Genomic DNA, 13,946 nt, shown 5'->3' with positions numbered 1-13,946 from the left:
AGAAACTGACTTTTTACTTGAATTTACACTACTTGACGTTAGGCGTCGTATCAACTGATAAACTGTATTCAGTTTAATGACATAAGTTTATCTAATTAGTAGCCAAAATTATGAGTATGAGAGCCACTTTATCCGTTTTAACGCTTTCTATTTTAATGGCATCACCAGCCGCTTTTGCAGCAAAACGTGGTCCATCGACAGTTACCGTGGTAACTGAGCAAGTAGAGACGCATCAAATCAACCAGTCTTTATCACTGATCGGCAAGCTTGAAGCTGCAGAGTCGGTGGTTGTTGCTTCTGAGGTTTCAGGAAAGGTGAAAGAGATCGCCGTAAAAGCCAACCAAAACGTGCGACAAGACCAGCTTCTTATTCTGTTAAACGACGATAAAGCACAAGCAGCTTTAGTAGAAGCAAAAGCGTATCTGAAAGATGAACAACGTAAGTTAAAAGAGTTTCAGCGTTTGGTTAAACGTAATGCCATCACTCAAACTGAAATTGATGCACAAAAAGCGAGCGTAGAGATTGCCGAAGCACGTCTTGACGCAGCAAAAGCCAATTTATCGGATCTAAATATCAGTGCACCTTTTGCCGGTACCGTTGGTTTTATCGATTTTAGCCGAGGAAAAATGGTCAGCGCAGGCTCAGAGCTACTCACTCTGGATGACCTGTCGGTGATGGAATTGGATCTCCAAGTTCCGGAGCGCTATCTCTCTATGCTATCGGTAGGAATGGATGTACATGCGACCACCAGTGCGTGGAGTGGTTTGGACTTCGTCGGTAAAGTAACGGGTATCGATACTCGTATCAGTGCGGAAACTTTGAACCTTCGTATCCGTATTGAATTCGACAACCCTGAAAATCACCTGAAGCCGGGCATGTTGATGCAAGCGGCCCTCGTATTCCCTGCTATTGAAGCGCCAATTATCCCAGTTCAAGCCTTGGAATACTCAGGCACTAAACGCTTTGTTTACGTGATTGATGAAAACAATAAGGCGAAGCGTCAAGAAGTGTTCCTTGGAGCACGTGTCGACAACGAAGTTGTGATTGAATCTGGTGTAGAGATCGGTGACAAGATCGTTGTGCAAGGCATTGTGAACATGCGCGATGGTGTTGAAGTCAAAGAGATCGTCGCACCTGGTAAAGCGAAAACGGCCGACGCAAATGGTGAGAAGAGTGTGAAAGGCTTGCAAGACGAAGCGGCTAAGGAAGCGAACTAATGTTACTTTCTGACGTTTCCGTTAAGCGCCCCGTTGCGGCGTTGGTATTGAGCATGCTGCTGTGTGTATTCGGTTTTGTGTCGTTTACCAAGCTTGCAGTACGTGAAATGCCAGACATCGAAAGCCCGGTTGTATCGATCAGTACTCGTTACGAAGGCGCTTCTGCAACCATTATTGAAAGTCAAATTACGTCGGTACTGGAAGATCAACTTTCGGGTATCAGCGGTATCGATGAAATCAGTTCCACCACGCGAAACAGCATGTCGCGTATTACTATCACCTTTGAATTGGGCTATGACCTCAATACCGGTGTCAGTGATGTGCGTGATGCGGTTGCTCGAGCTCAACGTTCATTACCGGATGAAGCCGACGACCCTGTAGTATTCAAGAACAACGGTTCGGGTGAAGCTTCCCTCTATATTAACCTTAGTTCGTCTGAGATGGACCGTACTCAGCTGACTGATTACGCCGAGCGTGTCCTGATGGATCGCTTCAGTCTGATCTCGGGTGTTAGCTCCATCGATCTGTCTGGTGGTTTGTATAAAGTGATGTACGTGAAGCTCAAGCCAGATTTGATGGCGGGGCGCTCGGTCACGGCATCTGACATTACCTCTGCACTTCGAAGTGAAAACTTAGAAAGCCCAGGTGGTGAAGTTCGTAATGACTCAACTGTAATGTCGGTGCGAACCGCACGTACTTACAACACGCCAGAAGACTTCCAATACCTTGTCGTGAAACGCGCAAGTGATAACACACCTATTTATCTAAAAGACGTTGCGGATGTGTTCATTGGTGCAGAAAACGAAAACTCGACCTTTAAGAGTGATGGTGTGGTTAACATCAGCTTAGGTGTGGTGCCTCAGTCTGATGCAAACCCGCTAGAAGTGGCGCAGTCGGTACGCTCTGAAGTCGATAAGATTCAGAAGTTCTTACCAGATGGGACTCGCCTCGCGATCGACTATGATGCTACCGTTTTTATCGAGCGTTCGATTGATGAGGTTTACAGCACCCTCTTTATTACTGGTGGTTTGGTAATTCTGGTTCTATACATCTTTATCGGTCAGGCGCGTGCGACTCTGATTCCGGCGGTGACGGTACCCGTTTCACTGATTTCTTCGTTTATTGCGGCTTACTACTTTGGTTTCTCTATCAACCTGATTACTTTGATGGCGCTGATCTTGTCTATCGGTCTGGTTGTGGACGATGCCATCGTAGTAGTAGAGAACATCTTCCACCATATTGAGCGTGGTGAATCACCATTACTGGCGGCTTATAAAGGTACGCGAGAAGTAGGTTTCGCGGTTATCGCAACCACGTTGGTTCTTGTGATGGTATTCCTACCGATTTCCTTTATGGATGGCATGGTCGGTTTGCTGTTTACCGAATTCTCTGTATTGCTGGCTATGTCGGTGATCTTCTCGTCGCTGATTGCCTTGACACTTACACCTGTTCTAGGCAGTCAGATCCTCAAAGCGAACGTGAAACCTAACCGGTTTAACCAAGCGGTTGATAAATTGTTTGCTAAGTTGGAAGCGGGTTACCGCAAAGCGCTGCGCGGTGCGTTGAAAGTTCGTTGGGCGGCACCTTTGGTTATCGTTGCGTGTATGGGCGGCAGCTACGGCTTGATGAATCAAGTACCGGCACAGTTAACCCCACAAGAAGACCGTGGTGTCATCTTTGCCTTTGTACGTGGTGCAGATGCAACGTCATACAACCGTATGTCGGCAAACATGGACATCGTAGAAGATCGTTTGATGCCGCTTTTAGGCCAGGGTTTCCTGAAATCATTCAGCATCCAAACGCCAGCGTTCGGTGGCCAGGCGGGTGACCAAACGGGTTTCGTTATCATGATCCTTGAAGATTGGAACGAACGTGACGTCACTGCACAAGAAGCGCTGAACCAAGTACGTAAGTCATTGGCTGGCATTCCTGATGTTCGTGTTTTCCCATTCATGCCGGGTTTCCGCGGTGGTTCGAGTGAACCAGTTCAGTTTGTGCTCGGCGGCTCGGATTACGATGAGCTTTTAGTCTGGGCGGAAATGCTTAAGAACAAGGCTGAAGAATCACCAATGATGGAAGGTGCGGAGATTGATTACTCAGAGAAAACACCAGAACTATTAGTCTCGGTTGATAAACGCCGCGCGGCTGAACTTGGCGTAAGTGTTCAAGACATTTCTGAAACTCTGGAAATCATGCTTGGTGGTAAAAGTGAAACCACTTATGTCGATCGCGGTGAAGAGTATGATGTTTACCTACGCGGTGATGAAAACAGCTTCAACAACACGGCAGATTTGAGCCAGATATACTTGCGAACCACGAGCGGTGAGCTGGTGACATTGGACACGGTAACCAAGATTGAAGAAGTGGCGGCATCGATTCGTTTGTCTCACTACAACAAGCAGAAGTCGATCACTATCACTGCGAACTTGTCGGAAGGCTACACTCTGGGTGAGGCATTGGACTTCCTTGATCAAGAAGCGATTGATAACCTCCCGGGTGATATTTCAGTGAGTTACTCTGGTGAATCAAAAGACTTCAAAGAGAATCAAGCTAGCGTAGCGGTCGTATTCGCATTAGCACTGTTAGTGGCGTATTTAGTACTGGCAGCGCAGTTCGAAAGCTTCGTTAACCCTCTGGTGGTAATGTTCACTGTACCGATGGGCGTATTTGGTGGCTTCCTCGGTTTGGTGGTGATGGGCCAAGGGATGAACATCTACAGTCAGATCGGCATGATCATGTTGATCGGCATGGTAACCAAGAACGGCATTTTGATCGTTGAGTTTGCTAACCAGTTGCGTGACCGCGGCATTGAGTTTGAAAAAGCGATTACGGATGCGGCAGCACGTCGTCTACGCCCGATCATGATGACAGCATTTACTACTTTGGCTGGTGCGATTCCACTGATTATGTCGACTGGTGCGGGTTATGAAAGCCGTGTGGCTGTTGGTACCGTTATCTTCTTCGGTATGGGCTTTGCGACGTTAGTTACCCTGTTCGTTATCCCTGCGATGTACCGTTTGATCTCTGCGAAGACGCGTTCACCTGGCCATGTCGAAGCTGAGCTTAATAAAGCGCTGAGTCACGATACGAAAGGGCGCATTGCGCATCCATAAGTTATCTCAGTAAGATGTTGAAATGAAAAGCCGAACGATTTTTGTTCGGCTTTTTTAGTATTTTTCACCTGGCTACTTATGGATCTAACAATAATTATTGGTTATTATTTCGCCACTTCTTCGAGGGGCATCGGACTCGCTCATCGTGTTTGACCGAATGACGGGTCTTGGCAGACAAGGTATCTGAGGATTGATGCTTTGGCTGATGTTGGTATTGAGGTGTTCCCTTGAAAAAATTCCGTGGTAGCTACATGGTTGAAATGGTTTTGGTTGCAGGTGCTATGGCACTACTGGCAACAACAGCATTACCGAAGTTAACGGACGCGATTCAAGATCGCCAACAAAGCGTTCTGACCTCTCTTGATGCTGGCCAGCAAAGTAGCCATGTTAAGCAAGAGACTGCCGGCAAGTTTTCAGAACAATAATGGCTAGCATTGCTCCCTAATAAACAGATTTAAGAAAGCCGAGGTGTTTAACTCGGCTTTTTTGTCTTCAATTCTAAGTAGTAGATCCAGTTTAGAAGGTTTGGTTAGAAGCGTTTACCCAAACTTACTTGTACACCTTCATAACAGTCGTAGAAGTCATCAAAACCCATGTCTGCAACGTTGTAAATGTATTCAGCACGTAGCCAGATATCTTTACTCATATCCCAGTGGATACCTGCACCGATGTTGAACAGCGCGCCAGTATCATCTGCTACTTTTTGTTCGTTTGGTACGTACATTTCAGCTTGAGTGCCAAGCGCTGTTACGCGACCAAACAGTGAAAGTGGCGTATCGCCCAAGTTATCACTCGTGACCACCGCGGACATGCCAGCTTGGTAGTAGTGAAGGTCTAAGTCGGTTTTTAGAGCATCATTCTTAAGTTCATTTTGTGAATAGCGCAGTACCCCTTCAAATGCGAGGTATTGGTTTACATGATAGCCCCAGCCAACCGTAATGTGAGGTGTTGACCAACCACTGTCGCGATCAGAACCAAAATCCGGCGTATCAAAGCCGACATTACCTGTACCTAGGTATAGGTAGGATTGATGGGTTTGCTCTTGAGCGGCGAAAGTTGGCAGACTCATGGTCAATGCAGATAATAATAGGATGGCGTTTTTCATAACTTGGCGATAACCTTTGTGAAAGACCGTTTTTAGAATTAGTATTAATTTAATCAATAAGATAACTGGCAGTTATCATATCAGTCTTTTGGGTGAGTGCGGGGGCTTTAGAGAAAAATTTGTTGTAATGGCGCAAATTTTAGACCCATCAAACTTACTCACTTCGATGTGATGAACTGCGAGACAAATAAAAGGAAAGTAAAGTGGCTGAATTCAAATACAAAAATCTAACCCAAGAAGAGCAAGACAAACTGGACGCAGCGACATTTCGCCGTCTATTAGCGCATTTGGATGCAAACAAAGACGTGCAAAACATCGACCTTATGATCCTTGCTGGCTTCTGTCGTAACTGTTTCAGTAAATGGTACAAGGCAGAAGCGGAAGACCTTGGCGTGGATATCGACATCGATGACGCTCGTGAACGTGTTTACGGCATGACCTACGATGAGTGGAAACAAAACCACCAACCAAAAGCGACACCAGAACAACTAGCAGCATCTGAAGCACGTCAGAAGAAGTAACGCTTCTTAGAGTAGATCAAAGATAATAAAAAACAGCCCGCTAAATGAGCGGGCTGTTTTTGTATTTGACGTCTGATTTTATTCAGTGATTGGGCTACAACATGCTGGTTCAACGCAACCTTTTGCTTGAACGGTTTCAAGCTGTGCTAGGTAAGGTTGAATGTCACCGATGTTTTCTTTTACCCACTCAGTGTTGTAGTAAGTATCAAGGTAACGTTCTCCTGAGTCACACAGTAGCGTCACGATAGAACCTGTCTCACCGCGTTGCTTCATTTCACATGCAAGCTGAAGTACGCCGTATAGGTTGGTACCTGTCGATGCGCCAACTTTACGACCAATCAAGCCAGATAACCAATGTGCTGTTGCCACACTTGCCGCGTCAGGGATTTTGCGCATTTCGTCTACAACGCCAGCGATAAAGCTAGGTTCTACACGTGGGCGACCGATACCTTCGATCTTGCTGCCGTTTTCGCCCTTGATGTCTGCGTTGCCAGACTGGAAGTAGTCATAGAACACAGAGTTATCAGGATCAACCACACACAGTTTTGTGTCGTATTTTTGGTAACGGATGAAACGGCCAATCGTTGCTGATGTACCACCAGTGCCTGGGCTCATTACAACCCAGCTTGGGATTGGGTGATCTTCTAGCTCCATTTGGCTAAAGATTGAGTTCGCGATGTTGTTGTTACCACGCCAGTCAGTTGCACGCTCAGCGTAAGTAAATTGGTCCATGTAGTGACCGTTTAGCTCTTTCGCTAGGCGACGAGACTCGTCATAAATTTGGTCTGAGCGGTCAACAAGGTGTGCTTTACCGCCGTAAAATTCGATTTGTTCAATTTTCTTACGCGCTGTGGTTTTTGGCATAACCGCGATAAATGGCAAACCAAGTAGGCGCGCGAAGTACGCTTCAGAAACGGCAGTACTGCCTGATGATGCTTCGATCACTGTGGTTTCTGGACCAACCCAACCATTACAAATCGCGTAAAGGAATAGCGAACGCGCCAAACGGTGCTTCAAAGAGCCTGTTGGGTGCGTGCTTTCATCTTTTAGATAGATGTCGATGCCTTCGAGAGATGGTAGGTCTAATTTGAATAGGTGAGTGTCTGCTGAACGTTGAAAATCTGCTTCGATTTTGCGTACAGCATTGTTGATCCAGTTGTGGTCAGTACACATAACGTGACTCCTCGAAAATTTGTAGGGTAGTTGTTTTTATCTTTAGGGATAATCTACCTATAACTACAGAGAAAAACTTTGCTATTATTGTTTTGTTATTCACCTTTGATAGAAAAGTTTTCTCTAAATCAGGAAATAGCTAGGAATGAGCTTAGACAAAATCGACAAACAGTTACTTTCTTTACTCCAAAACGACGGGACCTTGTCATTAAATGACTTGGCCGAGCGAGTCAATCTCACCACCACACCTTGCTGGAAGCGTTTAAAAAAGCTCGAAGATGAAGGCTATATCGAGAAGCGAGTGGCGTTGTTGAGTGCTGAGAAGCTGGATTTATCGTTTATTGCATTTGTGCAGCTCAAAACCAGCGACCACTCAGAAGATTGGTATCACCATTTCGTGACTACGGTCAGTGATTTCCCTGAAGTGATGGAGTTTTATCGCATGGCGGGGGAGTACGACTACATGATGAAGGTTGTGGTAAAAGACATGAAGCGTTTTGATGAGTTCTATAAGCGACTGGTCAACAGCGTAAAAGGCTTATCCAATGTGACCTCTACCTTTGCGATGGAGCCGATCAAATACACCACCGAGCTGCCATTGTACGGGGTTTGAGCCAACCCAATAAAAAAGGAGTACGCCGGTACTCCTCTTTGAGCTCAATTCGATGCGTTATTTGGTAAAGCGCATCACACCTTCCTGAACTGCGGTTGCAACAAGGTGACCTTGCTGGTTGTAGATCTCACCACGGACCAAGCCTCGCGTATTGCTCGCTGTCGGACTTTCAATTGCGTACAGCAACCACTCATCCATCTTAAATGGTCTATGGAACCAGATAGAGTGGTCAATGGTGGCGACTTGGAAGTTTGGCGTCATTAAAGACACTTCGTGTGGATGAAGTGCGGTGGTCAAAAATCCCCAATCGGATGCGTAGGCCAGCAGATATTGGTGAATCAGTTGGTTCTCGGGCATCTCTCCGTTAGCACGAATCCAAAGGTATTGCTTTGGTTCGGTTTTCTTTGGATTAAGCGGATTGACGATGTTAACTGGGCGAGTTTCGATCGGCTTTTCGCCACAGAATGTTTTGCGTAGTCGCTCTGGAAGGAACTCGGCAATATGGCTTGCAAGCTCGGTTTCCGAAGGGAAATGCTCTGGCCCAGGAATATCAGGCATGGTGTTTTGGTGATCAAACCCAGGTGCATCACCATGATAAGACGCCGTTAGGTAGAAAATCGGACGACCATTTTGGATCGCTTTGACTCGACGAGTGCTGAAGCTGCGGCCATCGCGTAGGTTCTCTACGTCATAGATGATTGGTTTCTCTGGATCGCCAGGGTATAAAAAATAACTATGGAAAGAATGTACGGTGCGTGCATCTTCTACGGTGTAACGCGCTGCGGATAGCGCTTGTCCAATAACCTGACCACCATAAACTTGAGGTAAACCTAGGTTCTCGCTTTGTCCACGGAACAAGCCTTCTTCTAGTTTTTCGAGTTGTAGTAGGCTGAGTAGCTCTCTTAATGGTTTACTCATGATGTGTCCTCACCTTGTTTTTATCGTTGCTTCAATTATGAAACAAAATCAACTGTTTGGTAATTTCTAACTTAGTCAAACTATTGTCAAATACATCGCCGTACAGCAGACAGTTTTATAATCTCCCTCTATACTTAGCGCGAATTGATACACCCGTTGAGGAAACTATGAAAAAAACACTACTACTTGTTACTTCTTTACTATTCGGTGCTGCACTAGTGGGTTGCCAAACTTCTCAAACAACAGAAATGGAATCAGCTGAGGCGTCTATGAAGACTATTACAGGTACAGTGGCTTACCGTGAGCGTATCGCACTGCCTCCACACGCAGTTGTGACCGTCGCGCTAGAAGATGTTTCTTTAGCGGATGCGCCGGCAAAAGTGCTTGCGAAACAAACGTTCGAAACAGAGGGTAAACAAGTACCTCTAGCATTTGAGCTAAGCTACAACAGCAACGATATTCAACCAAATCACCGTTACAGCCTGCGTGCTCGTATCGAAGTGGATGGCAAGCTACGTTTCATTAATGATACAAGCATCCCAGTGATTACGGATGCTGAGCAAACGCATGAAGCAAATATTCGTCTGGTTGGTACCCGTTAATAGTTTACTGTTAACCCAATGGATTTGAAAATGGCAGCTTAAGGCTGCCATTTGTATTTTCTGAGCGACACTTTTCCGATTTCAGACACTTCAATGCCTTCCGCTTCAAGCTTTTGCTTTTGTCTTTCAAGGTCTCGGCCTTTTAACGAAATCTTGCCCTGACTGTTGATCACGCGAAACCATGGCAGTTTGCTGCCTTCCGGTAAATTTCCAAGCGCTTTACCGACGTGTCTTGCGTAGCCCGGATAGCCTGCCATTTTTGCGATCTCACCGTAAGTCGAAACTCGCCCGTTAGGAATTTGGTGAATTACAGCAAAGATTTGCATTAAAAATTGGTCCATACTGAAAGTGTCCACTGTTGTTTACCAAGGAATGGTAATACACAAGAGTTGTACTTCGCTATCAGTTCTTGCTCCTTAACATCATTTGCTGCTCATCTCTCTCCACCGTTTTTGTTGTTTCTTTTTTGAGCCGCAATTGATCATTCGAGTAAGTTAGAAAGACAAAAACAAGCTCACGCTTAGTTTACATATAGACCCGCTCAACGATTTTTAATGCCCAGTTTGACATGCCGTTGAGTTACCAAGTTGGTTGGGGAAGCCAGGAGGCGCTATGATTTTTTCGACACTTCAATTTCTTGTTACGACTCTTCTTGCCGTGGTGTGCGCTCGTGCCATCAGTTTGAGTGAGGGAGAGATTCCCGTTCTTGCCTTAATGATCCCCGCATTGTGGATATTACCGCAAGGTGGCCTTGCTGGTCTGATTCTGCTCGGCGCCATGACTGTTTATGGCGTGACCTTATCAATGCAGCCGATTGCGTTATCGGTGGGCGTCCTGATCCTTTTCCCTTTACTCATGGTGGTTTTCTCTCGTCGCAGTTCGTTGGGTGTTTTACTTACGGCAGGCTTGATAGTGCTGACTTTGCAAGTGGGCATTATGGTTACGCAGCAAGCAGGCAAGTTAGATGGCTCTGCTTGGCTCACGATGGTGCAAACCCTTTCGGTGATCGTCATGTGGTGGGCGGCAAATCATTGGAAACCTTCAGAGAAGCATAGCTGGTGGTCATTACTGTTACTCTTGCCGTTGTGGCTGGCTGATCTGCCTTATGCAGTTCTGGTTGCACTGAGCATCACTGGTATTTTGGCGTCGATGGAAGCGCTAACGAAGATTAAAAATTCAATGCGCTGGGGGAAACTGCTTTGCTGGACATTACCGACGGTCGGCTTTGCGGCCTTGGTTGTCAGCCCAAATATTGATGTGCCTAACCCTGTATTCGTGGTTTGGATATGCTTACTTGGTACCGCTTGGATGACGGACTACATCTTACGTAGTAGTGATGAGCAAGCGGAATTATAAAATAGTTGCAGCCGCACTGATTAAATAGTGACCCGTGCGGCAGACTATTGATTTGTTTATGAAATAATAGGCTGGATGTTATATGTTCGGCCTATTATATTTATTGTGTATTTAATAATAAAAATTCAATCTTAATCCCAAGTATATTGGGTCTTTTAGAAACGTTAGTCATGGTTAAAGTAGTTCAAAGGCTGTTGGTTTTTGCTTGCTTTCTATTGAGCCTGAGTCTCAAAGCAGAACCAGAGCATGTCTCCCATTATAAGGTAGCGACAGAAGCGGATGATGTCGTTACACGTGTCCTGTTTGATGCGGTGGCGGAAAAATTTGATGTCTCAATTGAATATGTTAATTATTCGAGCTTTGATGGGATTTTAGATTCTGTTGCCCGCGGTGATAGTGATTTCGCTGCGAATATTACTTTCACTCAAGAACGCGCTCAGAAGTTCAGTTATTCACGCCCAACCAATATTGAATACACCTATCTTTATGGTTTGAGCGGCATGACGCTGAGTGAAGCGAATGTTGTTGGTGTGCCTAAAGGCACCATCTACGAAGCGCTGATCCAGCAAAACTATCCAGAGTTGCTCCTAGTACCATATCAAGGGCATGAGGAAGCGGTGTCATTGCTTCGCTCTCGTAAGGTTGATGGCGTAGTGGATGCCATCAACCAGCTCAAGCCTATGCTATTAGAAGGGTTTGATGCGACACTGCTGAACGACCATATCTCAATCAAACCCGTTTCTATTGTGAGTCAGAAAGGCGCACACCTTGAAGTTCTTGCACAGTTCGCTGACTTTATTCATAGCGAAGACGTTCAGAAATTGCTGCGAGAGAAGGTAGCCTTGTACCAATTCAAACTGAGACAAACCGCGTTACGTGAATCAATTAAGCAGTTGCCTATCGATCTCGAAAAACCGTTTACGATTAAATTTGAATCCATTTTCCCTTATGTGGTTTATCGCTCGGATGGAAGCGTAGAGGGGATGACCGCCGATGTGGTGCTTAAGAGTTGTGCAATCTTGGCTCTGAATTGCGTGGTGATCAGCAAACCAAACGAGAGCTGGGAATCGATGTATAACCAGTTCATTGAAGGGGAGTTCGACATGCTTGCGCCGCTGACCATCAGCCGTGAGCGACGTGCGTTCAGTTACTTCCCTGAGTACCATTATCAACCAACCTCTGTGATGGTAAAACGCCTTGGATACAAGCCAAATGTGTATTCTCATGTGTCCCAATTGATATCAGAGCGCATTGGTGTTGTGAAGGATGATTTCTTTGATCAGATGCTGACGCAAATGTTGCCATTAAAGGAACTCAATCGTTTTGATTCACAGCAGGCGATGTTGGATGCGCTACTTGCCAGAGAAATTGACTACATTGCAATGGACACCGCGATGCTCAATCACTTCCTGCGTCTTAGTGAATTGATTCCTATTGAACAAGATGATGCGATTGGTGAGTTCTACCAGTCTGAATTGTCTGTTGGTTTAACGAATAATGAACGTGGCAAAATTCTCGCTCCGTATTTTAGTCGTGCGATTTCTATGTTGGATCTGGAAAAGATTGTTGCCCAATACGATTTGAGACCAGACTGGCGCACGGCATTGGAGTACGAAGTTCGCTTAGCCACTCAAACGCAAGCGGTGTTTATTTTTGTGCTGGTGTTCGCTCTGGGTGTCAGTCTGTATTTGTACCGTCAGTCGAACACCGACAATTTAACTGGGCTTAGAAATCGCCGCTCTTTACAGGTGAAATACCGCCAAGGCGTACCGAAAGATCTTGCTATTTTGTACCTTGATATCAATAAATTTAAGCAAATCAATGATACTTACGGACACAGAGCCGGGGATAAGGTACTGCAGTTGCTGTCGCTAAAAATACATCGTGTATGGACGGGCAGGAGCTATCGTATTGGTGGTGACGAGTTTATTTTGCTCGGCTATCCGACGGAGATGCAGTTAGCGAGGGCAATAGAAGAGCTTAACTGCCTGGAGGTAAAAGAGGAGCTATTTGGTGATTTAAGCCAAGTAACGATTTCAGTTGGTGTTTCTGCTAAGCGTGAGCGCAGTGTTAGTCTTGAACAAGCATTGCACCTCGCAGATGAAGATATGTACTCAAGTAAGCAAGCCTCTCGTGATTGCAAGGAATCAACCCCTTGTCTAGTTTGAACCTAATGCGCTGAATTGACCGAGTTTTGTCCAAACGGAAGTGAAAAGGAGAAAATCGTCGCTTTAGCCCTTGCAATCCGACAGGCGATGCTGAATAATCCTCACATCATTTGAGATACGCTCTCAAAACAGAATTATGGGGCCTTGGTCCTCTCGCAACAATAGCTCGTGAACTCGGTCAGGTCCGGAAGGAAGCAGCCGCAGCGTGTGACTTGTGTGCCGGGATGTGGCTGGGGTCCCACCCTTTAAAAGCCTCGCTTATACAGCGAGGCTTTTTCGTTTCCGGCGTCTCTTTTTGTTCATTTCACTTTATTCTATAATCTGGCGCTCTAGTTCATGCCATTTTCACCTGGGATATTTTCATGATTTCAAAAAACCAACTAAAACTGCTTCGTGCTTTGGGTCAAAAGAAGCAGCGTAAAGCGCACGGCTTATTTCTGGTTCAAGGTGAAAAGAATGTACTGGAATTGGCGAACAGCTCGTTAAGTGTAAAGCAAATCTTTGCAACCGCTGATTTTCTAGAGCAGCACAGCCAAGAACTCAATGGTTTCGAGTGCATTGAAGCGTCACTGGATGACCTAACCAAAGCAAGTACGCTGGTGAGCAACAATGCAGCTATTGCTGTGGTTGAAATTCCAAACGTAACAGTGCCGCAGGCTAAAGGCTTGATGATCGCATTGGATGGCGTTTCTGATCCGGGCAACTTGGGTACGATCATTCGCGTTGCGGATTGGTACGGTATCAAGCACATCATCGCGAGTACGGATTGTGCCGACCCATATAACCCGAAAACCATTAGCGCAACCATGGGTAGCTTTGGTCGTGTGCAAGTGAGTCTAGTGGATTTACCAAGCTACTTGGAAGATGCAAACTTGCCGGTGTATGGCGCTTTTCTTGAAGGTGAAAGCGTGCACAAAACGGAATTCTCAGCAGACGGCATTTTGTTGATGGGCAGTGAATCTCATGGTGTACGTGAGGCGGCATCGAAGTTTGTGACCGATAAAATCACTATTCCAGCGTTTGGTGGTGCTGAGTCGCTAAACGTGGCAATGGCGACAGGTATTATTCTGGACAATATGCGTCGTCAACACAGCTAATCGCATCAACGAATCATAGATACAAAAAAAGCGTAACGAGCCAGACTTTTTCAAGTTGAGGTT

General features: G+C 45.8%; 13 protein-coding genes and 1 other RNA gene. 10 read left to right on the top strand and 4 right to left on the bottom strand.

Translation table 11 applies throughout. The annotated features are described in order from the left end of the window. Positions 1 to 110 precede the first annotated feature (110 nt). From KHO06_RS12880 to KHO06_RS12870, 3 genes are all read left to right on the top strand, one after another. Positions 111 to 1,217, top strand: a complete 1,107-nt coding sequence (locus KHO06_RS12880; RefSeq protein ID WP_212581710.1) for an efflux RND transporter periplasmic adaptor subunit — start codon at positions 111 to 113, stop codon at positions 1,215 to 1,217. Next, positions 1,217 to 4,330: a multidrug efflux RND transporter permease subunit VmeF gene (vmeF, locus tag KHO06_RS12875; RefSeq protein ID WP_212581709.1), complete on the top strand. Its 3,114-nt coding sequence runs from the start codon at positions 1,217 to 1,219 to the stop codon at positions 4,328 to 4,330. The genes KHO06_RS12880 and vmeF overlap by 1 nt, the downstream gene beginning before the upstream one ends. 227 nt (positions 4,331 to 4,557) lie before the next feature. Continuing rightward, on the top strand, positions 4,558 to 4,755 hold the full coding sequence (locus tag KHO06_RS12870) for a hypothetical protein (protein WP_045373245.1): 198 nt from the start codon (positions 4,558 to 4,560) through the stop codon (positions 4,753 to 4,755). A 104-nt stretch (positions 4,756 to 4,859) separates the two neighbouring features. Here KHO06_RS12870 and KHO06_RS12865 read toward each other — a convergent pair whose 3' ends face one another. Then, entirely contained in the window at positions 4,860 to 5,435 is a 576-nt protein-coding gene (locus KHO06_RS12865) for a porin family protein (protein ID WP_212581708.1), read from the bottom strand. Positions 5,436 to 5,638: 203 nt separating this feature from the next. On the opposite strand from KHO06_RS12865, the gene KHO06_RS12860 reads away from it, so the two are divergent. Next, on the top strand, positions 5,639 to 5,956 hold the full coding sequence (locus KHO06_RS12860) for a DUF1244 domain-containing protein (RefSeq protein WP_212581707.1): 318 nt from the start codon (positions 5,639 to 5,641) through the stop codon (positions 5,954 to 5,956). Positions 5,957 to 6,034: 78 nt separating this feature from the next. Here the strand turns inward: KHO06_RS12860 and KHO06_RS12855 are convergent, their stop codons facing one another. Beyond that, positions 6,035 to 7,129 carry a PLP-dependent cysteine synthase family protein gene (locus tag KHO06_RS12855; protein WP_005431662.1) on the bottom strand — a complete coding sequence of 365 codons (1,095 nt, stop codon included), beginning with the start codon at positions 7,127 to 7,129 and terminating at the stop codon, positions 6,035 to 6,037. A gap of 145 nt (positions 7,130 to 7,274) precedes the next feature. On the opposite strand from KHO06_RS12855, the gene KHO06_RS12850 reads away from it, so the two are divergent. Continuing rightward, positions 7,275 to 7,742 carry an Lrp/AsnC family transcriptional regulator gene (locus KHO06_RS12850; RefSeq protein WP_005431675.1) on the top strand — a complete coding sequence of 156 codons (468 nt, stop codon included), beginning with the start codon at positions 7,275 to 7,277 and terminating at the stop codon, positions 7,740 to 7,742. 57 nt (positions 7,743 to 7,799) lie between these two features. Here KHO06_RS12850 and tesB read toward each other — a convergent pair whose 3' ends face one another. Next, positions 7,800 to 8,660, bottom strand: coding sequence for an acyl-CoA thioesterase II (tesB, locus tag KHO06_RS12845; RefSeq protein WP_038891543.1), 861 nt, complete (start codon positions 8,658 to 8,660; stop codon positions 7,800 to 7,802). A gap of 167 nt (positions 8,661 to 8,827) precedes the next feature. Between tesB and KHO06_RS12840 the strand changes: the two genes are divergently transcribed. Next, complete coding sequence (locus KHO06_RS12840; RefSeq protein ID WP_005431657.1) at positions 8,828 to 9,262, top strand: YbaY family lipoprotein; 435 nt, start codon at positions 8,828 to 8,830, stop codon at positions 9,260 to 9,262. Positions 9,263 to 9,300: 38 nt separating this feature from the next. On the opposite strand, the gene KHO06_RS12835 is transcribed toward KHO06_RS12840, so the two are convergent. Continuing rightward, positions 9,301 to 9,603, bottom strand: a complete 303-nt coding sequence (locus KHO06_RS12835) for a DNA base-flipping protein (protein ID WP_005529865.1) — start codon at positions 9,601 to 9,603, stop codon at positions 9,301 to 9,303. A 271-nt stretch (positions 9,604 to 9,874) separates the two neighbouring features. Between KHO06_RS12835 and KHO06_RS12830 the strand changes: the two genes are divergently transcribed. The 4 genes from KHO06_RS12830 (at position 9,875) to KHO06_RS12815 (ending at position 13,883) form a co-directional block, all read left to right on the top strand. Beyond that, positions 9,875 to 10,618, top strand: coding sequence for a hypothetical protein (locus KHO06_RS12830; RefSeq protein ID WP_045373240.1), 744 nt, complete (start codon positions 9,875 to 9,877; stop codon positions 10,616 to 10,618). A 170-nt stretch (positions 10,619 to 10,788) separates the two neighbouring features. Next, the gene (locus tag KHO06_RS12825; protein ID WP_212581706.1) at positions 10,789 to 12,786 is read left to right on the top strand and encodes a GGDEF domain-containing protein; all 1,998 of its coding nucleotides are present in this window, start codon (positions 10,789 to 10,791) and stop codon (positions 12,784 to 12,786) included. 142 nt (positions 12,787 to 12,928) lie between these two features. Next, an RNA gene (gene ffs / locus KHO06_RS12820) (signal recognition particle sRNA small type) lies at positions 12,929 to 13,025 on the top strand. A gap of 123 nt (positions 13,026 to 13,148) precedes the next feature. Further along, entirely contained in the window at positions 13,149 to 13,883 is a 735-nt protein-coding gene (locus KHO06_RS12815; RefSeq protein WP_050917741.1) for an RNA methyltransferase, read from the top strand. Positions 13,884 to 13,946 lie beyond the last annotated feature (63 nt).

It is taken from the genome of Vibrio sp. B1FIG11 (assembly GCF_905175335.1).
Lineage (GTDB): Bacteria > Pseudomonadota > Gammaproteobacteria > Enterobacterales > Vibrionaceae > Vibrio > Vibrio campbellii.
This window is presented reverse-complemented; position numbering and strand designations above follow the sequence as displayed.